We start from the raw sequence: 23,755 nt of genomic DNA on the forward strand, positions 1-23,755 counted from the left end.
CCACAAAAGTTTCACGATTCAATTCGTGCCGCATCGCGTTCAAGGACAGGTGCGAGGTATCGTCCCGTGTAGGATGCTTCAACTTCAGCGATGTGTTCCGGTGTACCGGCAGCAACAATCGTTCCGCCACCGTCGCCCCCTTCAGGTCCGAGATCAATCAAGTAGTCGGCCGTCTTGATGACATCCAAGTTGTGTTCGATGACGAGCACCGTATCACCATTGTCGACGAGACGTTGTAAGACTTTCAACAGACGCGCGATATCATGGACGTGGAGTCCCGTCGTCGGCTCATCGAGAATATAGATCGTCTTCCCAGTCGAGCGTTTATGCAGCTCGGATGCCAGTTTAACGCGCTGCGCTTCCCCACCAGACAGTTCCGTCGCGGGTTGACCGAGACGCATGTACGTCAGACCGACGTCAGCGATCGTCTGCAGTTTCCTCGTGATTTTCGGAATGTTCTCGAAGAAGGCGAGTGCATCTTCAACCGTCATCTCAAGCACGTCGGCAATCGTTTTGCCTTTATATTTCACTTCGAGTGTTTCGCGGTTATAACGTTTACCGTGACAGACTTCACACGGAACATAGACGTCCGGTAAGAAGTGCATCTCAATCTTGATGATCCCGTCGCCACGACACGCTTCACAGCGCCCACCCTTGATGTTGAAACTGAAACGTCCTTTTTTGTAACCACGGAGTTTCGCTTCGTTCGTCGAAGCAAAGACGTCCCGAATATCATCGAAGACACCCGTATACGTTGCAGGGTTCGAACGCGGTGTCCGACCGATTGGTGACTGATCGATATCGATGACCTTATCGATTTGATCCAGACCGGTGATCCCTTTATGGGTACCCGGTTTTTCTTTCGCCCGGTTCATCTCGTGCGCAATCGTCTTATAAAGAATTTCATTGATCAACGTCGATTTCCCGGATCCCGAGACACCAGTGACAGCGACGAACAGACCAAGCGGAATGTCGACATCGACGTTTTTCAGATTGTTTTCCGATGCTTTGTGGATATGGAGCATCCGACCGTCTGGCTCTTTGCGTGTCGACGGAACAGGAATGAACTTCTTCCCGGACAAGTATTGACCAGTCAACGAGTTCGCATCCTGCATCAACTCTTCCGGTTTTCCGGCTGCTGTGACGAATCCACCATGATCCCCGGCACCTGGTCCGATATCGATCAAGTAGTCAGCTGCCATCATCGTATCTTCATCGTGTTCGACGACGATCAGCGTATTGCCGAGATCACGCATCGCCTTCAGCGTGTTGATCAGACGATCATTATCGCGTTGGTGTAAGCCGATCGATGGTTCATCCAGAACGTAGAGGACGCCCGTCAGACGCGAACCGATTTGTGTCGCAAGACGAATCCGTTGCGCTTCCCCACCGGATAATGTCCCCGCTGCGCGTGAGATCGTCAGGTAATCGAGACCGACGTTCTCAAGGAACGACGCCCGTTCATGAATCTCACGGACGATCATCCGCGAAATCGTCTGATCCTTCTCACTTAATTTCTCCGGTAGTTCGTCGAAGAACATAACCGCTTGTTTAACAGACATCTTCGTCACTTCACCGATATGGTGATCGGATACTTTGACGGCGAGCGATTCCCGTTTCAAGCGATGTCCTTTACACGTCGGACACGCCTTCTTCGCCATGTAGCCTTCCATCTGTTCCCGGATATAATCAGACGACGTCTCCTTGAAGCGACGTTGTAAGTTATTGAGAACTCCTTCGAAGTAGAGGTTCGTATTTCGGACCATCCCGAAGTCATTCTCATAACGGAAGTGAATCTCTTCCTTCGTGTTTCCGTTCAAGATCGTTTCGCGATGTTCTTCTGACAATTGTTCGAACGGTGTATCCATATCGATTTTAAAGTGGTCACAGACCGCTTTGAGCAATTGTGGATAATACTGCGAGCTCGTTGGTTCCCACGCCACGATTGCCCCTTCGTTCAATGACTTATCGGGATGCGGCACGACGAGATCAACATCGACCTCAAGCTTCGTTCCGAGACCATCACATGACGTACAAGCACCAAACGGTGAGTTGAACGAGAACATCCGTGGTTCGAGTTCACCGATTGAGAAGCCACAAATTGGACAAGCATGATGTTCACTGAACAACAATTCGTTGCCGTCCATTGTATCGACGATGACCCGACCATCCGCGAGGCGAAGTGCAGTCTCAAGTGAGTCCGCAAGACGGGCTTCGACGTCTGGTCGCACGACGACACGGTCGACGACGACTTCGATCGAGTGTTTCTTGTTTTTCTCAAGCGTGATCTCTTCAGCGAGATCCATCGTCTCTCCGTTGACACGGACGCGGACGAAGCCTTCCTTCTTCAAATCGTCGAGCACCTTGACGTGCGTTCCTTTTCGTCCGGAAACGATTGGCGCGAGGATTTGCAGACGCGTCCGCTCCGGTAACTCCATCACTTGGTCGACCATCTGACTAATCGTCTGGCTCGAAATCTCGATTCCGTGATTCGGACAAATCGGTTTACCAATTCGTGCGTACAATAGACGCAAATAATCATAGATTTCTGTGACCGTTCCGACCGTCGAACGTGGGTTTTTACTCGTCGTCTTCTGGTCGATTGAAATTGCTGGACTCAGTCCTTCGATCGTGTCGACATCCGGTTTATCCATCTGTCCGAGGAACTGACGGGCATAGGCTGATAAACTTTCGACATAACGTCGTTGTCCTTCCGCGTAAATCGTGTCGAAGGCAAGCGACGATTTCCCTGACCCAGACAAGCCCGTCAAGACGACGAGCTGATCGCGGGGGATTTCGACATCGATGTTTTGTAGATTATTGACGCGAGCGCCTTTGATGATAATCTGATTCTTCTTTTCTCCCAACTTAGGCACCTGCTTTCAATTCTAATATGAGGTCGCGGAGCTCAGCAGCTCGTTCGAACTGCATGTCTTTCGCCGCTTGACGCATCTCTTGGTCGAGCTGCTCAAGCAACGTTTCGCGCTCCGGTTTTTTGAGTTTGTTGAACTTCTCGAGTTTTTCGACGGTGTCGTCGCTCTCGATCGTCGTACTGATGACACCACGGACATCCTTTTTGATCGTCTGCGGCGTGATGCCATGTTCTTCGTTGAACGCCATCTGGATTGCGCGACGGCGTTCCGTCTCATCGATTGCGCGTTGCATCGAATCGGTGACTTTATCAGCAAACAAGATGACGTGTCCTTCCGAGTTCCGAGCCGCCCGACCAATCGTTTGAATCAGCGAACGGTCCGACCGGAGGAACCCCTCCTTATCGGCATCAAGAATCGTCACGAGTGAGACTTCCGGAATATCGAGTCCTTCTCGTAACAAGTTGATCCCGACAAGGACATCGTATTTTCCGAGCCTCAAGTCACGTATGATTTCAATCCGTTCCAGGGTCTTGATCTCCGAGTGCATGTAGTTGACCTTGACGCCATTCTCTTTCAAGTAATCGGTCAAATCTTCTGCCATCTTCTTCGTCAGTGTCGTGACGAGAACACGTTCGTTCTTCGCGACCCGGTCACGGATGTTATCCATCAAGTAATCGATTTGTCCTGTGATCGGATGAATCTCGATCGTTGGATCAACGAGACCGGTCGGACGGATGATTTGCTCGACCATCTCTTTCGAATGTTCGAGTTCATACGGTCCTGGTGTCGCCGAGATATAAATTGCCTGACTGACCTTTTCTTCGAACTCCTCGAACCGTAACGGACGGTTGTCTTTTGCTGATGGTAAACGGAAACCGTGATCGACGAGAACTTGTTTCCGTGCCTGGTCCCCGTTATACATCCCGCGAATTTGCGGAAGCGTGACGTGTGACTCATCGGCAACGAGTAAGAAGTCCTTCGGGAAGTAATCGAGCAATGTATACGGTGTTGCCCCTTCCGGCATCAAGTTCAAGTGACGCGAGTAGTTCTCGATTCCGGAACAATAGCCCATCTCACGCATCATCTCAAGATCGTAGTTCGTCCGTTGTTCGAGCCGTTGCGCTTCAAGCAACTGATTGTCTTCACGTAACTTCGCAAGCTGCACTTCAAGTTCCTTCTCGATGTTCGCAATCGCTTTCTGTAGACGGGTATCCCCCGTCACGAAGTGGGACGCCGGGAAGATCGAAATGTGCTCGCGGTCCGCGACGATCTCACCTGTCAGCGGATCCATGTCACGGATCCGTTCGATCTCGTCACCGAAGAACTCAACCCGGACACACTGTTCGTCGCGTGACGCCGGGAAGATTTCGACGACGTCTCCGCGGACGCGGAACCGTCCGCGCTGGAAGTCGATGTCGTTACGCTCATACTGAATGTCGATTAGACGACGGAGCATCTCGTTTCGCCCCATCTCATTGCCAACACGCAGGGACAAGACGTGGTTGTTGTACTCTTCCGGGTTACCGAGACCATAGATACACGAGACAGACGCAACGATCAAGACGTCCTCCCGTTCGAACAGGGCGGACGTCGCCGAGTGACGTAGTTTATCAATCTCGTCGTTGATCGAAGAGTCTTTCTCAATGAACGTATCCGTCGATGGGACATACGCTTCCGGTTGGTAATAATCATAAAAACTAACGAAGTATTCGACCGCGTTGTTTGGGAAGAATTCCTTGAACTCCGAGTAGAGTTGTCCCGCTAGTGTTTTGTTATGGGCAAGGACGAGCGTCGGTTTCTTGATTTCCTTGATGACGTTCGAGACCGTGAACGTCTTCCCGGTACCGGTCGCCCCAAGCAACGTCTGATGTCGTTCGCCTTGTTTTAGCCCAGTCACCAATTTTTCGATTGCCGTCGGCTGATCACCGCCTGGCTCAAATGGTGAAACGAGTTCAAAATCCATCGTTTGCTTCCCCCTCATCACGTAAAAAATCTATTTTTATTGTACCACTTTACGAACAAACATTCGATTATGAAGTGCTCCTTTTAGGAAGTTACCCTTTTTTTCGAAAATGCAAAAGTTTCTTTTTGCTTCGAGTGTTGATCCTCGATTTTTCTGCCGACAAAAAAATCCCCGTCACGGCTGTTCCGTGACAGGGATGTACTCGTTAATGCAAGGACCGCACTTTAGTGCGACCATGGACCGGCTCGTTGACGAACAGAATACCAAGTTCATGATGATCTTGTTCATAGAAAGCACGTTGCGCAAACCGGATGTCGCCGTTATGGTTCATGACTTCAAGACGCAGATACGGTTTGTGTTTTTGGATGGCTTCGTAGAACGATGTTTCCGAATCGACCTTCTCACCATTGACTTTATAAATCGCTTCGCCCGGAATCAAGCCCATCTCGGCAGCTGGTTTATCAGGTAGCGTTCCGAGTATGACGGCACCACGCGTTCCATTGAGGAACAATGGGGTCTGTGCCCGGTTCAAGCGTTTGACCCGCTGATGCAATAGGATATGCAGAACGAGCAACAAGACGATCCCGTACAGCCATTCAGCTTGTCCGGTGACGTACGCAAGAACCGTCAATAAAACTGCAACAAGACTCGTAATCAAACGTCCTTGAACGAGCGGACGCATCAATTCTTTCGGCAGCTTACCTGTAAAGAGGAAACTGAAACCGATCGGTAACCAGAGAACGACCGGAACGAGTTCCGGGAAGCTGTAACGTGGCCACCAGGCTTCAAGCACGTCGCCCGGAACAAAGACGAGCAAAGGCAATAGCCAAAGTTTATTCGCTGACAGCCCACCGATGAAGCGACCGCGCTTTGAGACGACGAGTGACGGTGACAGACGCCGTTGCCCGCGCCACCAGACGAGGAGACATTCCGCGACGAGCGTTAACGTCGCAAGCAATAAAATCATTTTCGGCTCAACCGTGCGAACCGGATCAAGACGTGAATCCATTAAGAACCAGCCGGCAAGTCCAAGCAAGACGATCGGCCAGAGTGGTACGTTCAAGCGAACGATCCCGACCAACAACAGGACGCTCGAGAGTCCGAGTAACAACAGAGCGTATTGCGGCGTCAGCGTCAATCCGAGCCATCCGCTGACGATGGACAAGACGAGACCGACGAGTAGACCTGGTAAAAGTGTTTCGAGGACATCGCTTCGTTTACCGTGTGTCCGGGAGCGAAACAGTCCGCGTTCCCGTTTGACACGCCGGATGCCGATGACCCAACTGACAAGGAGTGCTAACCACAAGGTCGGACTGGCGATGAGACTAATCGCGGTCCAACCAATTTCATCGAGTAATTCCACGCGCATTCAGACCTCTTTCCATTCCTTATTATTGAGCAGCGACCTCGAGTGCTTTTTTCCGCTGGACGTCATTCTTATCGTCCTGGAGTTTCTTCAGGAGACGCGTCTCCATCTCACCCGCTGTCTGCTGATCGATTTTTCCAGTGACGTCAAGTTTCGCATCCTTTTGCAAAGCCTCGACAGCTTGTTTCATCGTGTCACCGAAATAGCCGTCCTGTCCTTTTGGCTCATAACCGATCGCTTCGAGGACGAGGTGGGCATTCTCGACTGATTTTCCGTAATCGCCGACAGCGAGTGACTTTTGATCAGTCAAAATCTTCGTGACGTTGAAGTACGCCGGTTGTTTGACTTCGACCGTCGGCTTGACCCCTTTTTTGTGGATCCAGTTTCCGTCTGGTGTCAGCCATTTGTTCGTCGTTAACTTCAGGTCGCTACCGTCCTTCAAATCATACGCACTTTGGACGATCCCTTTCCCGAACGACTTCATACCGACGACTTCGGCGCCAGCTCCTTCCTTCAGTCCGGCTGCAAGGATCTCGGACGCTGAGGCCGATCCGCCGTCTTCTAAGACGACGATGTTATATGGTTTCTTCTCGTCTGCCTTCCCGAATTCCTGCTGGCGCTCGCCTTTATTGTTCTCGACTTGATAAATCGGCACGTCTTTCGGAATGAACGGAGCGATCATTTTCGAGACAGCCGTCAAAAGACCACCCGGATTTCCGCGTACATCGATGACGAGTCCATCAATGTTCTGACTCTCGAGTTTCGTCAACCCCTTCTCGAACTCTTCTGCTGTCGGTTCCGAGAACTGTGTTACTTGTAAGACACCGATCTTCTTGCCGTTGACATTCTCCGTTGACGTATAGACCGTCTCGATTGGAATCGTATCGCGTTTAATCGTGATCTCCATCGCGTCTTGTCCGCTACGCTGAATCGTCAGGACGACATTCGTTCCTTTTTCACCGCGAATTTTTTTAACGGCTTGATCCGTCTTTTGACCTTTTGTCGACTTACCATCGATTTCTAGGATGACGTCGCCTGGTTTGATACCAGCTTTTTCAGCAGGTGATCCTTTGATCGGCGAGACGATGACGATCGACTCACCTTTTTGTTCAAGCGTCGCACCGATCCCTTCAAACGAAGACGACAGATTCGTGTTGAATGAGGTCGTTTCCGACTCATCCATATAAACGGAATATGGATCGTTAAGCACTTCTGTCATGCCAGATAACGCACCATCGAGTAACTCTTTATCTGTCACGTCTTTTAGATAATTTTGTTCGATCATCTGCCGGACCTGGTCGATTTTTTTCCAATCACCAGTCGCATTCGAAGATGATGACTGCGTTGCAACGGAATCTGTTCCGCCAGCCGCTAACATACCGACGGCACCTGCCCCTAAACCAAGCCCGAAGGTACTGACCGCAATCACTGCTGTTGTAGATTTTTTCACGCTTGATTCCCCACTTCCATTAAAAACGCATTATTTTTTTCAGTATAGCAAAAAAAGATAGGTTACCCTATCTTTTCAGTATTCTGTGGGATGTCAAAAGATGTACGGTGCTGGGTCAACTGCATTCGGTTGTCCGACTGCCCACTCTCCCTTATGCAATTCGAAATGCAAATGCGGACCTGTCGACCAGCCCGTTGTACCTAATGTGCCGACCGTCTTACCCGGCATGACTGTTTGACCGGCGGAGACGCTGATCGAATCGAGATGTGCATAGACGGTCGTGTAGACCTGTCCATCAATCAAATGCGTCACCATGACGACGTTCCCGTAACCTGTTGCACTACCGGCACGTAGAACGATACCACCTGCCGCTGCATGAATCGGTGTTCCTTTTGCATTTACGAGATCAATCCCTTTATGAATCTCCGGCTTCCCTGTCAACGGATTGTTTCGGGGACCGAACGGCGACGAGACATATCCTTGAACCGGTAAATGGAACGGACGACTCGTCACGGCATCTGCCGGTTGCTCCGGCGTTGCAGTCGGTGACTCGACTTCAGGAATGGTCGGTTCCGCACTTGGAGCATCGGATTTTTTCTTTTTTGCCTCTGCCGCACGTGCCGCTTCTGCCGCTTCCGCTTGACGTTTTGCTTCTGCTACCCGCGCCGCTTCTGCCGCTTTCCGTTTCGCTTCTTCTTTTGCTTTCCGTTCCGCTTCTTGCAGGGCAATCAATTCGTTTTGAATCAGACGGCGCTGATCCGCGAGAATTTCTGCTTCCTCGGCTTTAGAGAACTGCTCTTGTTGCAGTTCCTTGACCTTCGTGTTCAACTGGACGACAAGCTTTCGCTTGAGCTCAGATTCCGCAATGATTCGTGTCTGGAGTACGAGCAACTTCCGTTGTTCCCGTTTCATGCTTTCAAGCAATAGTGCTTGTTCCGACCGTTGTTCGCTCAGTTGTTTGACGTTCCCCTTGTAAGCTTGTAAGACATGATCATCTTGTTTAATGATCTCACTGACCGTACTGAAGCGCGAAATCAAATCACCAAAGTCTTTTGCGTCGAGCAAGACCTCGATGTATTTGACGTCTCCTTTTTGTTGGACGGCACGCAATCGGCTTCCAAGCAACTCTTCTTGTTGATGCAGTTCCTTGAGCGTCTCGGAAATCGCTGCTTCCGTCAGACGCAATTGTTCTTTAGATGCAGCAACAGCCGCTTGTTGATCGGCTATCTTAAGCGCTAAATCATCCAAACGGCTGTTGACTTCATTCAGTTGCGCACGGGCTTCCTTACGCTCCTGTTTCGTCAAGATCAACTTCTCTGATGTCTGATTCTGTGATCGTTCCGTCTCTTTCAGACGGCTTTCGACCTCCTGTTGTTCCTTCAGCAAATCTTCTTTCGACGTGGCATCAACGGACACACTAGTTCCAATCAAAGCTAAGCTCAGGACGGCAGAATAGAATCGGACTTTCATGAGAAGCATCTCTCCTCTATTTTATTTTTGGGTAACTGATTTAAATCTTCAAGAAACGACCGAGTGATGTCGTTGATCCCCATACACCGATGAATGCACCGAGTCCGAGCAGGATTAAGACGACTTGTGCCGACAATTCACCTGGTGGAATCAGCGAGAATATTCCCGCATTCACAGTGGTCAGTTGGGGTTGGATCGCATTGTAGGAGACTTCGTAACCGAAGTAGACGACGATGATCGGGATGATGGCACCTAATATGCCCATCAATAATCCTTCGACGAAGAACGGTGCACGGATGAATCCGTTTTTCGCTCCGACGAGGCGCATGATCTCGATTTCCCGGCGACGGGAGAAGATCGTGACTTTAATCGTGTTCGAAATGAGGAACATCGCCATGAACGTCAATCCGACGATCAGGATGATTCCACCGATCCGAACTCCTTCAAGGAAGTTAAACATCTTTTTAACATAGTCCTTACCGTATTCGACACTATCTACATTTTCCATTTTTTTGATGGAATTTGCAAGTGTTTCTGTCTCTTTTGGTGAGGTAGCTTTGACGATATATCGGTCGTGAAGCGGATTGTCTTTTTCAACCGACTGATAGGCTTGGGAACCTTCGCCAAGTTGCTTCTTGAAGCGGTCTAGTTCTTCTTCTTTCGAACTGTAACGAACAGTGTTGACGCCCGGCATCTGCTTGAGGGAATCACCTACTGAATCGATCTTCGACTGGTCTGCTTCTCGTTCGACGAATACTTGGATTTCAACGTCTTTTTCGACGTTATCGGAAATCTTGTTGACGTTGAACATGAGCATCGCGAATATTCCTACGAGAAGTAACGTGACGGTAACGGCACTGACAGAAGCGAATGTCATCCAGCCGTTCCGGACGAGACCTTTTGCCCCTTCCCGTAAATGACGGAATCCATTAAACTTCATAGCCGTACATTCCTTTCTCTTCGTCTCGGACGATTTTTCCTCCATCGATCGCTAAGACACGATGACGCATCTTGTTAACGATGTCCCGGTTGTGTGTCGCCATTACGACCGTTGTCCCACGGCGATAAATCTCTTCGAATACTTCCATGATCTCCCATGCTGTATCCGGGTCCAGGTTTCCAGTCGGCTCATCGGCGATGACGAGTGACGGACGGTTGACGATGGCTCTCGCGATCGAGATCCGTTGTTGTTCGCCCCCAGATAATTCGTCCGGATAGTTGCGCTCTTTATGCTTGAGCTTAACGAGATCGAGTACTTCGAGTACTTTCTTCCGGATTTGTGCTTTGTCTTCCCCTACGACTTCTAGCGCAAAGGCGACATTTTCATAAACCGTCAGTGACGGGAGTAATTTAAAATCTTGGAAGATGACGCCGATTTGGCGACGAAGTTCGGGGATTTGACGGTTCTTCAACTTACCGACTTCGATTCCTTTAAACAAAAATGAACCGCTCGTTGGTTTCTCTTCGCGGTACATCATTTTCATGAATGTTGATTTACCCGCACCCGACGGACCGACGATATAGACGAATTCGCCTTGATTGATCGTCAAATCGACCTCACGGAGTGCCGTGACGCCGTTCGGATAAATCTTACTGATTCGTTGCATCTTGATCACGTACTTCACATCCTTACTTATTTACTGATGCTGAATGAATAGGTCCAAAAACCTACCGACCACCATTATAACAGGGACAAAATTGAACGCACATTACAATCAAATGTCATTTCAGGCGATTATACCATAAAAAAGAGGCACGAATGACGAACACATGTCGTGTGTGTCATCTCGTACCCCATCATATCCCATAATCATTTTTTAGCAGCGAGCCAGTCGGCAACAGCCATGATTTCTTTATCATCTTTCAGGATACCAGCAGGCATTTGCCCTTTCCCGTTCTTGATGATTTTTTGAATCTCTTCTGAAGAATATTTCGAGCCAACCTTCGTCAAGTTCGGTCCGACGTTTCCTTCAAGGTTTTTACCATGACACGTTGCACAGTTGTTGGCGAAGATTTTCTCAGCATCTACACCGGATTGTGTCTTCGACGAATCATCGTTCATCGTTGACTCATCCTTCGTGCCTGACGATGAATCATCAGAACTCGAATCGTCACTACCACCACATGCCGCGAGCGCAAGTGTCGTTCCTAAGCCTAACGCGAGTAACAAGTTTTTCAGCTTCATCCGGATATCCCCCTCTTGTAAGTATCTACATAAACGCTACTGACCTAGTTAGAGTATAACCGTTATCCGGATGAGTTAAGCGTGATTTCACAAAAACTTCACGTTTTAAGAACGATTACGGCACATTACGGTAGCGTTTATCGTCTGTAAACCCGAGTCCGAGCACCTCATGGGCTTCACTGACGACGAGGAATGCCGATGGATCGATGTGTTTGACGATTTCTTTGAGCGTCGTGATTTCTCCTTGACGAACGACGACCATTAGCATTGGTTTGCGTGTCCGCGTGAACGCTCCCGCTGCCTCGATCTCCGTCGCCCCGCGATCGAGCGTCTCGAAGATTTCCTTCACTAACGCTTCCCGTTGATCGGAGATGATGTAGGCAAGTTTGTCGTTCGTGATTCCGAGCTGGACGACGTCGATCATCTTGATCGTGATGAACAAAGCGACGAGTGCATACAGCCCAATCTCCAGCGAGAAGATCGTCGCCGCACTGATGACGATCGTGCCGTCAAGCAAGGCGATACACAGATGAAGTGGCAATTTCGTGAAACGATGCAGGATTTGCGCAATCAAATCCATTCCTCCGGTCGACGCTCGCCCCCGGAAGATCAGACCGAGTCCAATCCCGACCCCGGCACCACCGAAGATTGCAGCAAGCATCGGATTCATTGTCGCAGCCGGAACATCGAACCGCTCATATACGAGGATGACGACCGGTAAGAAGATCGACCCGACGAGTGATTTGACCCCAAAGCCCATCCCGAGGATCATCCAACCGATCGCAAGCAAGACGACGTTCGCGACGAGTTGGAACAATCCTGGCGAAATTCCGAACAAATCGTTCAAGACGATCGATAAGCCACTGACCCCTCCCGAGGCGAGTTGGTTCGGTGCTAAAAATAAACTAAAGGCACTTGCGACGAACAAGGACCCGATTAACAAATACGCATAATCGCGCACGACTTCCTGACGTGTCGATGTCATGACATTCCATTTCCCCTTATCAATTGATTCTCGTGTTTCATTTTAGCGGAAAAGTCAGACAACGACTAGACAGGCGGAACAACTCACAGTGTTCCCTTTATACCGCACTAAAGGGTGGACTGTAACGGACGATGCCGCTGACACCACGTAACCCACTCCGTTCGAGTGCAAGAACGAGAAAGACCTCCGGCGGAATGGGGAACGGCGGCTTGATACCGTAGTCAATCGCCCGTTCAAAGCCGAACTGCGGATAATAGCTGTCGTGACCGAGGACGACAATGTGAGATTCACCGGCGTCCCGCGCATCCTCAATCACTTGACGGATCAATTCAGAGCCGATACCCTTTCGTTGCCAAGCGGGCAGGACACCGACCGGCGCTAAGGCAAGCGACGGGATGTCATCGATATGGATCCGGCTCAAGAGGACATGACCAACGATTTCTCCTTTATCAGTCACGGCGACGCGACCGAAGACTGGTTGCGCGGCTTCTTCCTCGCGTAACGCATCAACGAGATTCGCTTCGTTTGGTTGTTCGAATGCCGCTTCATGGACGAGCCGAATTCCCGTAGCGTCCTTGAAGCCTTCTTTACGGATGATCATTAGTTATTGCTCCCTTCAAGTGGTTTGGTTGCGAGAAGCGTGAACTCGGTCGGGATGTTCTCACCGTTCCATCGCGTTTCTCCCAAAATTCATATGCTCGGTATTCCCACGCCTGTTTGTTGACCCGACTTTGCTTCTTCATCACGCTTCCCCCTTTGACGGTCAAAAAACCAGTCGAACATCGTCCGACTGGTTGGTTGTCTTACATATTCATGAGACGGAGGTACGCATCGATGAAGCCCATGATGTCACCATCCATTGCCCCTTGCGTGTTCCCGACTTCATAGTTCGTCCGGTGATCCTTGACCATGCTGTATGGGTGGAAGACGTACGAACGGATTTGGCTACCCCACGCGATATCCGATTTTTCACCACGGATTTCGTCGAGTTTCTTTTGTTGCTCTTCGATTTCGCGTTGATAGAGTTTCGCTTTCAACATCTTCATCGCCGCTTCACGGTTCTTGATCTGCGACCGTTCTTGTTGACAAGAGACGACGACGCCTGTCGGAACGTGGGTGATCCGGACAGCGGAGTCCGTCGTATTGATGTGCTGACCACCGGCACCAGAAGCACGGTACGTATCGATCCGCAAGTCTTCCGTGCGGACTTCGATATCGATGTCATCGTTGAATTCCGGCATGACGTCACACGAGACGAATGATGTATGACGACGGCCTGACGAGTCAAACGGTGAGATCCGGACAAGACGATGGATCCCTTTTTCGGCTTTCAAGTACCCATAGGCATTGTGCCCTTGAATACGAAGCGTGACCGATTTGACACCGGCTTCATCACCTGGTTGGTAATCCATCGTTTCGACTTTCCAGCCCTGCTTATCGCAGAAACGTTGGTACATACGCAGTAACATCGATGCCCAGTCTTGCGACTCGGTACCACCCGCACCTGGGTGTAACTCAAGAATCGCGTTGTTCGCGTCATACTCGCCGTTCAAGAGGATTTGTAATTCGAAGTCTTCGAACTTCTTCTTGAGGTCGCCGAGTTCTGACTCGAGCTCTTCTTGAAGATCTGCATCCGGCTCTTCCTTGATCAATTCGTACGTCAAGGCGACGTTCTCGTGACCTGCTTCGAGTTCTTTATACTTGTCGACCATCGCTTTTAAGCCGTTCGACTCATCGATGACTTTTTGTGCCGATTCCTGGTTGTTCCAGAAGTCCGGGTACGTCATCTCGTTTTCGAGTTCTTCAATCCGAGCAATCTTCGACTCAAGGTCGAGTGATGCCTTATATTCGTCGAGTTTCTTTTCCATCCACTCGGCGGTGTTGCGAATTTCTGCTAATTCCATGTAATCCACCTTCTCTTTCCGTGAAAAGAGGCAGGAATCTCCTGCCTCTCTTTCAGTCGATTCATCACTTATGCCTGACGGCCGTGACAGTTCTTATATTTCTTACCGGATCCACACCAGCACGGATCGTTGCGTCCGATTTGGTCGTTTGGATTTTTCCGGACCGGTTTTTTCTTGACCGCTTTGTCTTCCTTACCAGAAACCGCGACTTCGTCTTGGACGACTTTTTCGCGTTTGAGGTTCGGGTCGAGATCCGCACGAAGGACGAATTGTGTCACTTCTTCTGCGATCGCAGCGTTCATCGCATCAAACATCATCGAACCTTCTGATTGGTATTCACGGAGCGGGTCGTTTTGACCGTATGCCCGGAGGTGAATCCCTTCACGGAGTTGATCCATCTGATCGATGTGGTTCATCCAGTGTTGGTCAACGGCACGCAGAACGATGACTTTTTCGAACTCATCGAATGCTTCTGCTGGGACTTCTGACCGTTTGTGCTCGTAGTGCGCGAACGTGCGCTCTTTGAGCAACTCGATGATCTCTTCGCGTTCTTTTCCGAAGAGATCGCTTTCCGTGACCTTCTCTTCGATCGCAAGCGTCTGGTTCGCCCACTCCGCAAGCGCACCAATGCTCCATTCTTCCGGTACGAACTCGACCGGCGTGTACTGATGGACGCCTGCTTCGATCGTTTGCTCAATCATCGGACGGACGATATCTGACACGGAACCGGCATCGAGAATTGCTGCCCGGTCCGCGTACATGACTTTCCGTTGGTCCGCCATGACGTTATCGTAGCCGAGGACTTGTTTCCGCGCATCAAAGTTATTTCCTTCGACGCGTTTTTGAGCCGATTCAACGGCACGAGACACCATCCGACTCTCGATCGGTTGCGAATCATCCATTCCGAGACGGTCCATCATCGACTGCAGCGAATCAGAACCAAAGCGACGCATCAATTCATCTTCAAGTGAGAGATAGAATTGTGATGCACCTGGATCCCCTTGACGACCGGCACGACCACGGAGCTGGTTATCGATCCGGCGTGATTCGTGACGTTCTGTCCCGAGGATGTAGAGACCACCTTTTTCTAAGACGCCTTGACCGAGCTTGATGTCGGTACCACGACCGGCCATGTTCGTTGCGATCGTGACCGAGTTCGCTTGACCCGCGTTCTCGATGATTTCCGCTTCACGTGCGTGGTTCTTCGCGTTCAAGACTTCGTGACGGATGCCACGTTTTTTGAGAATGTTACTGAGCAACTCCGACGTCTCGACGGCAACCGTACCGACGAGGACTGGTTGTCCTTCACGGTGGGCACGTTCGATTTCGTCTGCGACAGCAGCAAACTTCCCGTTCATCGTTTTAAAGATCAAGTCCGGCATATCGTTTCGGACGACCGGTTTGTTCGTCGGCACCGGTACGACGTGCATGTTGTAGATGTTACGGAACTCTTCTTCCTCCGTCTTTGCTGTACCGGTCATTCCGGCAAGCTTCGTATACATCCGGAAGAAGTTTTGGTACGTGATCGTCGCAAGGGTCATAGATTCGCGTTGAATCTCGACGCCTTCCTTCGCTTCGATCGCTTGGTGCAGACCTTCCGAATAACGACGACCTTCCATGACACGACCCGTGAATTGGTCGATGATCATGACTTCGTCTTCTCGAACCATATAGTCGACGTCGCGATGCATGACGGCGTTCGCCCGCAGTGCGAGGCTTAAGTGATGGTTGAGCGCGACGTGTTCGAGACCAAACAAGTTATCAATGCCGAAGTATTTTTCAGCACGGTCGATTCCTTGCTCCGTCAACAGGACACTCTTCGTCTTGATGTCGACCGTGTAGTCTTCATCTGCCTTCATGATTTTCGCGAACGCATCGGCTTGCGAATAGAGCGCTGTCGATTTTTCGGCCGATCCTGAGATGATGAGCGGAGTCCGCGCTTCATCGACGAGAATCGAGTCGACTTCATCGACGACGGCATAACTGAGTGGACGTTGAACGCGGTCTTCTTTATAGAGGACCATGTTGTCACGCAAGTAATCGAAACCGAACTCGTTGTTCGTTCCGTACGTGATGTCACAGCTGTATGCTGCTTGTTTTTCTTGACGCGACATGCTAGAGAGGTTCAAGCCGACCGAGAGACCAAGTGCTGCATAAAGCGGCTCCATGATGTCACGGTCACGTTTTGCGAGATATTCGTTGACGGTAACGACGTGGACGCCGTTGCCAGCGAGAGCATTCAAATAGACAGGGAGTGTTGCGACGAGCGTCTTACCTTCCCCGGTCTTCATTTCGGCGATATCCCCATTGTGCAGGACATATCCACCAATCAACTGAACGCGGTAGTGGCGCATGCCGAGAACGCGTGTTGACACTTCGCGACAAACCGCGAAGGCTTCCGGTAAAATATCATCTAAGTCTTCTCCGTTAGCGAGACGCTCACGGAATTCAACGACTTTCCCTTCCAGTTCTTGATCCGATAACGCACCGATTTGTGTCTCGAGCGCTTCCACAGCGTCTGCTGCTTTTTCGGCTTTCTTCAGGACACGTTTCGTTGGTGCAAATAATTCTTTTAGAAAATTAGCCATGCCTTACAGTCCCCTTACTTCGAACGATTCTTTGAACGAACAGAATTCCGAGATTTTTCCTTTATTCAGTGTACCGAATACGACGTCAAATTTCAACAAGCGGACCGAGCAGCGGTCTCGGTCTTTTGTCGTAAAGCAAACGTACCTTGTTTAGAAATAGTTTTCCATCATATCAAAAAGGGACTCGCCCGTAAGAGCGAGTCCCTGTTGCATTCATTATTCTGGTTCAATCAAACCGTAACGACCATCCTTACGACGGTAGACGACGTTCGTGTTGCCCGTTTCTGCGTCTGAGAAGACGAAGAATGCGTGTCCGAGCATGTCCATCTGAAGAATCGCTTCTTCCGTGTCCATTGGTTTGAGTGTGAAACGCTTCGTCCGAACGAGTTCGAGTTCTGCCTCGTCCTCTTCATAGACTGGCGCTTCCGCTTCCGGTCCTTCGAGCGTTTTGAAGTACTCTCCGATGCCGCCTTCTTTAGCGCGCCCTCTCCGGTTCAATTTCGTTTTGTGTTTCCGGATCTGACGTTCGAGCTTATCGACGACGAGGTCGATTGCTGCATACATATCGCCATTGACATCCTCAGCACGGAGCAAGAGGTTTGGCATTGGAATCGTCACTTCGACTTTTTGTTTCTCATTATTGACTTTGAGATTGACATAAGCCGTTTGCGCTTCCGTAGGAGTTGTAAAATAACGAGTTAACTTTTCAAGCTTTTTCTCGACGTAATCCTTGAGAGCATCTGTGACGTCCAAGTTTTCACCGCGAATGTTGTAGATCATGTAAACTCCTCCTTAAGTAACCGGTTGAACCTATGAATTCGAGATGCTCCAGTCGTTTCCTTCTGAATATTCGAAATTCTTTGGTTCGTTTTTATTATAGCACGATAAGTGAAGGAAGACCATGAGAACAATGACATTCTCATGAACGTTCACTACTGTTCTTAGCGTACGATAATATTGAAGCATGTTGATGTTAACGTATATACCCGTTCTATCCGAACTCAAAACAAAAACCGCTTTTAGGCGACTAGCCTAAAAACGGTGGCGGCTGCTATTGGATTAGATCTTTGAAACGTTCGCAGCTTGTGGACCACGATCGCCTTCAACGATTTCAAATTCCACTTCTTCGCCTTCTTCAAGTGATTTGTAACCATCAGCTTGAATTGCTGAGAAGTGTACGAATACGTCTTTCGCATCAGACGTTTCGATGAATCCATAACCCTTTTCAGCATTAAACCATTTTACTTTACCTTGTTCCATTCGAATTCACGTTCCCTTCGCAAACCAGAGTTCGAGAGCAAGCTCTCTACGGCTTAGTCTATCAAAAGAAGGAATTATTGACAATTAAAAATTCTGATTAATTTGAATTCAATCTGAAAAATGAATAATATTCCCTACTTATTGCTTTATATTTTAAAAAATTACATTGTCATTACAGTTGTACTATTGTATTATATCGTTAGTAATTACCTATTTTATCCATTGTCCTATCTTAAGGAGGATGTAGTCGAATGCGACCATTCCATAATGACGAAAAGTATCGAATCACGAAACGGACGGTGGCGATTCTCCCGTGCTACGACATGATGAAGCAATCCATCATCGTACTCGAGGATGGCTCGACCATCATGACCCCGCTTCGGCCGTATCAACTTCTGCAGCTTTCCTGCAGGCAATACAACAGTTCCATTGAGGAACGCATCGTGACAGCAAAACGTGTCGCATCTGTAAAAGGAAAAGTACCAGTCGTCATTGAACCGACACTCGGCCTCGTGTTTTTCCCAACAAAATCACCGAAACGTGATGATTGCGAGTGGTATGCTTGGAGCCACATGTCTGAAGTCATCGAGGAAGACGGACAGACGAAGCTCAAGACTCGTAATGGCATGATCCTTCCCGTAAACGCCTCTCCTTACATCGTCCGCAACCAAATGAAAGCAACTGGCGAGCTGATGGCTCGTTATCAACAATTGAACGCGATGACATTAGAGGAACGCTTTAATGCAATCAAATCTTAAAGAGTACCCGTAAAAAAATCAGGGTTGGGCGATGAATTCGCTCAATCCTTTTTGGTTTCTGCCGATATATAATGAGATGACAGTTTTAAAAAACAAGGAGGCTTCTCGATGAACATCCAATTGAACCCGGCACGTCCGGCGCAATCCCCTGGTCAGACGCCGCTTTTGGACACAAAGACCTATAAAGGGACGGTCCTTGAGCAGACCGGTCCGCATACGGCTCTCGTCCAGGTCGGTCGGGATAAGATCGAGATGACCTTCACGGGCGACGTCCCGACAGGTGATTTCCAGTTCAAGGTCAAAGGACAGACAGCAGAAGGTTACCTGATTGAACAACTAACACCAGCGACACCAGATGCGGAAATGCCACCTGTCCTGTCTGTTCCGTCAAATGTCGATCCCTCTTTGCTTGAAGGTGTACCTGCAGAACTAAAGCAAGCCGTCGCGAAGTTACTCGCAAGCGGTCAATTGCCGCAGACACCGGAAATCGTCGCCCAGCTTGTGACGGCACTGCAAGGAACGTACAAGGACTTAGCACTCGAACTCGTGTCGCGACCGGATACTGCACTGCCAGTTGACGCCGACGTCTTGATCGCAAGTCTCCTTGCGACAACGGAAGACTATCGAGACGTCCTTCCGGAGCACGACGCCTTAACGGAGCAACCGACGTTTGAAAAAGCCGTCGCCCTTGACGTCGCTCGTGTGACGCTACCGACGCAACGCGATATCGAGACAGCGTCATCTCTGCATATCCGGCAATACATTGAACACGTACCAGCAGAGAAACGCCCGGCAATCGTCGCAACTCTCGAACAAGGCGAGATCGAGACGGTCCGCAAACAACTGGCGCCCTATTTCCCGCAAACACCGCTTGAGCCGAAGACGAGCGTTCGTGAGCAACTGATCGGTCTGACGGCACGGGCAAGTCAAACGGCACCAGTAACGAGGCAAACGGCACCGGTCCGCTCTGCCTTGACGCTTGTTCGCGAAGTGACGCCACGACTTGCTGAGATCACGAACGATTTCAAGAGCCAACAGCGAACGATCGTATCCCAACTTCGCCAGATCGAACCACTCGTCGAGACACGTCCGGTCCAGATGGTCGCTGTCATCGAGAGTACGGCGCAACGCTTAAAGCAAGTCTTCCAGCAAACGGATGCTTTGTTACATACCTCGATGAAGGATGAAAAACAGCTAGTCCACTTTTTATCGAAACTCGAACGGGGTGCGGAACTGGCGTTACTCGGGCGTGGAACAGAGTCAAAAGCCGTCTTACAAGAAGTCCGGGTTGCGTTTGAAGCCTTCCGCTATGCGCCAGCAAACGTTCGTCCGACTTACTTACCGGAGATGCAGGGACTACTGCCACAAGCGCCGTTTCCTTCGTCACAAACGGCACAAAAAGCCGTTCCATATGAGCCGCAACAGAACAGTCCACGTCTTTTGCAGGAGACCGTCCAAAAGACGCTTCAGCTCCAGACGGCGGAACTGAAACTGAGTACGCCGGCAGCAAATCCGGAAGCTGTCAAATTGCAGACGTTCCTTGCAGCACAACAGCAAGTTAATAAACCGGACAGTCAGCAACAGTTGAACCAGATTTTACTCGCCTTACCGGTCCAACTTATTGAAGCGACGGCAGGACTCCACGTCCATTTGCAAAATAAACGGCCGGACGAAGTGATCGACTGGGAAAACAACACGTTGTACGTCCAGCTCAATACGCCACGCCTTGGTGAGATTGGTGTCCGGGTCGAGACCGTCAACCGAAAGATGCAGATCACAATCGAAAACGATCATCCGGTCCTTGAACAACTGGCAACACCGTTCCTCGACCGGACGACGGACGCCTTGCAAGCAACTGGCTACCAAGACGTCCGGATCCAGTTCCGTCCGTTCACGCACGAGCAAGTCACAGAAACCGTCAAACAAGACGAGACACCACGTGGCTACGACTACCGTATCTAAAAGGAGAGACCGATATGTATCAGAAAATCGACTTAACCGGACGCAAGACTGCTGCTGTCCTCCGCTACGATGAAGCATCCGGTCAAGCACCGGTCGTCGTCGCTCGGGCAAGCGGTCAAGCCGCCGATCGCATCCTGCAAGAAGCACGGGCGAACGGGGTCGCGATCGAACACGATACGTCCCTGCTCGGTCACTTGCTTGATCTCGACCTTGGGACGGCGATCCCACCGCAACTGTACGACGTGATGGCAGAACTGCTTTTACTAATCGAAGAACTCGACAACGCGAAAGGACGGCAGATATGACAGAACAAGAACTCTACGCGATGACCCCGCAACAGCTGACGGAAGTGATGTTGACGGGACTCGTCCTTCAATACGATCGCGCCATTCTCGCACGTGATACGAACCGTTTTGACGAGGTCAACGAACGCTTACAAAAAGCCTATCAGTTACTCGATAAGTTGCAGGCAGGATTACATGACGACGGTGGTATCATCACGGCACAACTGGACGCGCTCTACCACTATCTTGCTGAGCAAACGTTACAGGTCTATACGACACCAGCCGTTCTCGACGAGCTACTCGAACTGGCAGAAGACTTACGCGTCACTTGGCAAGCGGCACAGACCGTCGATCGACCACTCGTGCGCGCCGCACATCATCAACGATACGAAGGGATGGAATACGAATGAGAATCACGAACAACGTCCAAGCCTTGAAGGCTTATCGCAATCTCAGCATCAATCAGACGAACGTCAAGACGACGATGGATAAACTATCGAGCGGTCAGAAGATTAACCGGGGTGCGGATGATGCAGCTGGTCTCGCGATCTCGGAGAAGATGCGTAACCGTTTGAAGGCGCTCGATAAAGCGGAACAGAACGTCCTCGATGGTGTCTCGATGATTCAAACGGCTGAAGGTGGTTTGAGTGAGACACATAACCTCTTGCAACGGATGCGCGAACTCGCCGTCCAAGCTGGGAACGGAACACTCGCGACCGAAGACCGGACAGCAATCCAGGAAGAAATCAATCAGCTAACAAACGAGGTCTCACGGATTGCAAAGACGACCCAGTTCAACGGCAAAGAGTTGTTGAGCGGCAAGTTCAACGATGCCGACAGTGCCCTGTTCATCCAAACGAATGCTGGGGCAAACGAAGGGATCTCGATCACGATTAACGATATGCAAGCCCTTGCGATCGGCGTCAGTTCAACGACACAAGCTGATCCCTCGATTCGTCCACTTGATTTCTCGAGCAGTGACGCACCGGAATACGCCCTCAGCGTCATGACGGCAACGGATGCGAATGATGCGATCAGCCATTATACGAAAGCAATTGATACGATCTCCCAGCAACGGGCACAACTCGGGGCAATCCAGAACCGGTTTGAAGCGACGTCATCCGTCCTCAGCGTCAGCGTCGAGAACTTGACGGCTTCAGAGTCGCGGATTCGCGACACCGATATGGCGCGTGAGATGATGGAATATGCGAAATACAACATCCTTAACCAGTCGGGGATGGCAATGATTGCTCAAGCGAATGCCTTGCCGCAAGGCGTCTTACAATTACTCAACTAAGGAGGCAGACCCGATGGATATCCGCCGCATCCAAGAAACGCAACGACTCCAGTCCTTAAAAGGTGGTCCGCGTGAAGTCGAGGCATCGACGACCTTCTCTGCCTTGATGCAGGAGAAACGCGACCATAAAGGCTACGAGCGTTTGCAACAAAAGCTCGCCCTCGTCGAAGAACACGGGCAACTGCTCGCTGAGAGTCAGACGATCGAGCACCTCGAAAGCTATAAAGAAAAGATCAAGGACTTCCTAAAAGATGCCCTCGACCAATCACAACAACTCGAAGAGAAGCGCGGCTTCAACCGCCGTGGTCGGACGAAGATCTATAAAGTCGTCGAGCAAGTCGATGCGAAACTCCTTCAGTTGACAAACACGGTCATCTCTGGCGAATCGCGCCGGCTCGATATCCTCGACCAAGTCGGCGAGATCAAAGGAATGCTCGTCAACGTCTTCGTGTAATCTAGAATTAGAGGAGTTCCCCTACATGCCAGACTTATATCTAAAAAAATGCACCTGCCCCTACTGCTTGAAAACGACAGAGACGAAACGTGTCCTGTCGCGACATATCCGTGTCGCCTCGACCGACTTTGATGGCTTCATCCGTCATCAAGGCGTCAACGTCTATCTCTATGAACCGGTCCAGTGTAGCCATTGTCGGTTCTTCTTCCACGAGTCGTTCGGAAAGTTGTCGCCGGACGTTCGGGCGACCTTACAAGATCATATCCTGCCGACGCTCCCTGTCTTGCCGTTCGCTAGGACGGAGCGGACGATCGAGCAGGCGATCCAGCTCTATAAACTCTGTCTCTATACGGCTCAAGTGACGGAGCAAAAACCAGCCATCCAAGCAATGCTCGGTGTTCGTCTGTCCTGGTTGCATCGCTTGACCGGTCAATCAGCGGAAGAACAACTTTGGGCGAGCCGAGCGATCGAGAAATATATCTCGCTTTACGACAACTACACGTCCGTCAAAGAGAGCGGGCTTCCGGAAGACGTCCTGTTATTGAGGATCGCCGATCTGCATGCTGTGATGAAAGATAAAGAGCAGGCTCGCCTATGGTACAGCCGCTTATTCCAAAGTAAGACGGCGACCGATAAAATCAAAAAAGACGCACGGACCCACTGGGAATGGGTCCAGGAACAAGAGTGATGTTTTTTATAAAAACAACACAAATACCGATCAGACGAGGAATTGCTCCACGGTCTGACCGGTATTTGTGTTGTACGCTTACGACTCACGACGATATTTTTCTTCTTCATAGGCATCTGGTGCATCGGAGACAGGGCGTTCGAATTCTTCCCATGATTCCGATTCAACGTCCGGTTCAATGAACTGATCGTACGAGCCGTCCGATTGGAAATACGGCTGCGGTACGGGACGTTTCTTGTCTTCCCGCTTGGTCACGAAAGATCCCTCC

General features: G+C 50.2%; 23 protein-coding genes. 7 read left to right on the forward strand and 16 right to left on the reverse strand.

Annotated elements, in window-relative coordinates; genetic code table 11:
- Positions 1-11 precede the first annotated feature (11 nt).
- From uvrA to ACN9MT_RS12720, 15 genes are all read right to left on the reverse strand, one after another.
- Positions 12-2,867, reverse strand: coding sequence for an excinuclease ABC subunit UvrA (gene uvrA, locus ACN9MT_RS12650; protein WP_426272280.1), 2,856 nt, complete (start codon positions 2,865-2,867; stop codon positions 12-14).
- A gap of 1 nt (position 2,868) precedes the next feature.
- A complete protein-coding gene (gene uvrB / locus ACN9MT_RS12655) occupies positions 2,869-4,836 on the reverse strand; it encodes an excinuclease ABC subunit UvrB (protein WP_023469235.1) in 1,968 nt (655 codons plus the stop codon).
- 205 nt (positions 4,837-5,041) lie between these two features.
- Positions 5,042-6,205, reverse strand: a complete 1,164-nt coding sequence (locus ACN9MT_RS12660) for a PDZ domain-containing protein (RefSeq protein ID WP_426272281.1) — start codon at positions 6,203-6,205, stop codon at positions 5,042-5,044.
- A gap of 22 nt (positions 6,206-6,227) precedes the next feature.
- Positions 6,228-7,652 carry a S41 family peptidase gene (locus ACN9MT_RS12665; protein ID WP_426272282.1) on the reverse strand — a complete coding sequence of 475 codons (1,425 nt, stop codon included), beginning with the start codon at positions 7,650-7,652 and terminating at the stop codon, positions 6,228-6,230.
- A 93-nt stretch (positions 7,653-7,745) separates the two neighbouring features.
- Entirely contained in the window at positions 7,746-9,122 is a 1,377-nt protein-coding gene (locus tag ACN9MT_RS12670) for a murein hydrolase activator EnvC family protein (RefSeq protein WP_426272283.1), read from the reverse strand.
- A 40-nt stretch (positions 9,123-9,162) separates the two neighbouring features.
- Positions 9,163-10,062, reverse strand: a complete 900-nt coding sequence (gene ftsX, locus ACN9MT_RS12675) for a permease-like cell division protein FtsX (RefSeq protein WP_426272284.1) — start codon at positions 10,060-10,062, stop codon at positions 9,163-9,165.
- Entirely contained in the window at positions 10,052-10,738 is a 687-nt protein-coding gene (gene ftsE / locus ACN9MT_RS12680; RefSeq protein ID WP_035410018.1) for a cell division ATP-binding protein FtsE, read from the reverse strand. Before ftsE ends, ftsX begins: the two co-directional genes overlap by 11 nt.
- 194 nt (positions 10,739-10,932) lie before the next feature.
- On the reverse strand, positions 10,933-11,307 hold the full coding sequence (gene cccB / locus ACN9MT_RS12685; RefSeq protein ID WP_056062994.1) for a cytochrome c551: 375 nt from the start codon (positions 11,305-11,307) through the stop codon (positions 10,933-10,935).
- A 115-nt stretch (positions 11,308-11,422) separates the two neighbouring features.
- On the reverse strand, positions 11,423-12,292 hold the full coding sequence (locus tag ACN9MT_RS12690) for a YitT family protein (RefSeq protein WP_023469242.1): 870 nt from the start codon (positions 12,290-12,292) through the stop codon (positions 11,423-11,425).
- Positions 12,293-12,389: 97 nt separating this feature from the next.
- Positions 12,390-12,893: a GNAT family N-acetyltransferase gene (locus ACN9MT_RS12695; RefSeq protein ID WP_426272285.1), complete on the reverse strand. Its 504-nt coding sequence runs from the start codon at positions 12,891-12,893 to the stop codon at positions 12,390-12,392.
- Positions 12,880-13,035: a hypothetical protein gene (locus ACN9MT_RS12700; protein ID WP_290752403.1), complete on the reverse strand. Its 156-nt coding sequence runs from the start codon at positions 13,033-13,035 to the stop codon at positions 12,880-12,882. Before ACN9MT_RS12700 ends, ACN9MT_RS12695 begins: the two co-directional genes overlap by 14 nt.
- Before the next feature lie 60 nt (positions 13,036-13,095).
- Complete coding sequence (prfB, locus tag ACN9MT_RS12705) at positions 13,096-14,196, reverse strand: peptide chain release factor 2 (protein WP_023469245.1); 1,101 nt, start codon at positions 14,194-14,196, stop codon at positions 13,096-13,098.
- Between the two features lie 68 nt (positions 14,197-14,264).
- Positions 14,265-16,784, reverse strand: a complete 2,520-nt coding sequence (gene secA, locus ACN9MT_RS12710; protein WP_035410032.1) for a preprotein translocase subunit SecA — start codon at positions 16,782-16,784, stop codon at positions 14,265-14,267.
- A 216-nt stretch (positions 16,785-17,000) separates the two neighbouring features.
- Positions 17,001-17,564 (reverse strand): ribosome hibernation-promoting factor, HPF/YfiA family, encoded by a 564-nt coding sequence (hpf, locus tag ACN9MT_RS12715; RefSeq protein WP_035410035.1) that lies wholly within the window; start codon positions 17,562-17,564, stop codon positions 17,001-17,003.
- Between the two features lie 279 nt (positions 17,565-17,843).
- Positions 17,844-18,044 carry a cold shock domain-containing protein gene (locus tag ACN9MT_RS12720; protein ID WP_035410038.1) on the reverse strand — a complete coding sequence of 67 codons (201 nt, stop codon included), beginning with the start codon at positions 18,042-18,044 and terminating at the stop codon, positions 17,844-17,846.
- 251 nt (positions 18,045-18,295) lie between these two features.
- On the opposite strand from ACN9MT_RS12720, the gene ACN9MT_RS12725 reads away from it, so the two are divergent.
- From ACN9MT_RS12725 to ACN9MT_RS12755, 7 genes are all read left to right on the forward strand, one after another.
- Positions 18,296-18,802, forward strand: coding sequence for a competence protein ComK (locus ACN9MT_RS12725; RefSeq protein WP_029342501.1), 507 nt, complete (start codon positions 18,296-18,298; stop codon positions 18,800-18,802).
- A gap of 108 nt (positions 18,803-18,910) precedes the next feature.
- Entirely contained in the window at positions 18,911-20,764 is a 1,854-nt protein-coding gene (locus ACN9MT_RS12730) for a hypothetical protein (RefSeq protein ID WP_426272286.1), read from the forward strand.
- Between the two features lie 14 nt (positions 20,765-20,778).
- Positions 20,779-21,069: an EscU/YscU/HrcU family type III secretion system export apparatus switch protein gene (locus tag ACN9MT_RS12735; RefSeq protein WP_290783356.1), complete on the forward strand. Its 291-nt coding sequence runs from the start codon at positions 20,779-20,781 to the stop codon at positions 21,067-21,069.
- The gene (gene fliS / locus ACN9MT_RS12740; RefSeq protein WP_426272287.1) at positions 21,066-21,458 is read left to right on the forward strand and encodes a flagellar export chaperone FliS; all 393 of its coding nucleotides are present in this window, start codon (positions 21,066-21,068) and stop codon (positions 21,456-21,458) included. Before ACN9MT_RS12735 ends, fliS begins: the two co-directional genes overlap by 4 nt.
- A complete protein-coding gene (locus ACN9MT_RS12745; RefSeq protein WP_426272288.1) occupies positions 21,455-22,345 on the forward strand; it encodes a flagellin in 891 nt (296 codons plus the stop codon). The genes fliS and ACN9MT_RS12745 overlap by 4 nt, the downstream gene beginning before the upstream one ends.
- Positions 22,346-22,358: 13 nt before the next feature.
- On the forward strand, positions 22,359-22,799 hold the full coding sequence (locus ACN9MT_RS12750; protein ID WP_290757444.1) for a YaaR family protein: 441 nt from the start codon (positions 22,359-22,361) through the stop codon (positions 22,797-22,799).
- Positions 22,800-22,824: 25 nt separating this feature from the next.
- Positions 22,825-23,487, forward strand: a complete 663-nt coding sequence (locus tag ACN9MT_RS12755) for a DUF2225 domain-containing protein (protein WP_426272289.1) — start codon at positions 22,825-22,827, stop codon at positions 23,485-23,487.
- A gap of 78 nt (positions 23,488-23,565) precedes the next feature.
- Here the strand turns inward: ACN9MT_RS12755 and ACN9MT_RS12760 are convergent, their stop codons facing one another.
- Positions 23,566-23,742: a hypothetical protein gene (locus tag ACN9MT_RS12760; RefSeq protein WP_169738097.1), complete on the reverse strand. Its 177-nt coding sequence runs from the start codon at positions 23,740-23,742 to the stop codon at positions 23,566-23,568.
- Positions 23,743-23,755: the final 13 nt, after the last annotated feature.

The organism is Exiguobacterium sp. R-17, from assembly GCF_049913315.1.
Taxonomy (GTDB): domain Bacteria; phylum Bacillota; class Bacilli; order Exiguobacteriales; family Exiguobacteriaceae; genus Exiguobacterium_A.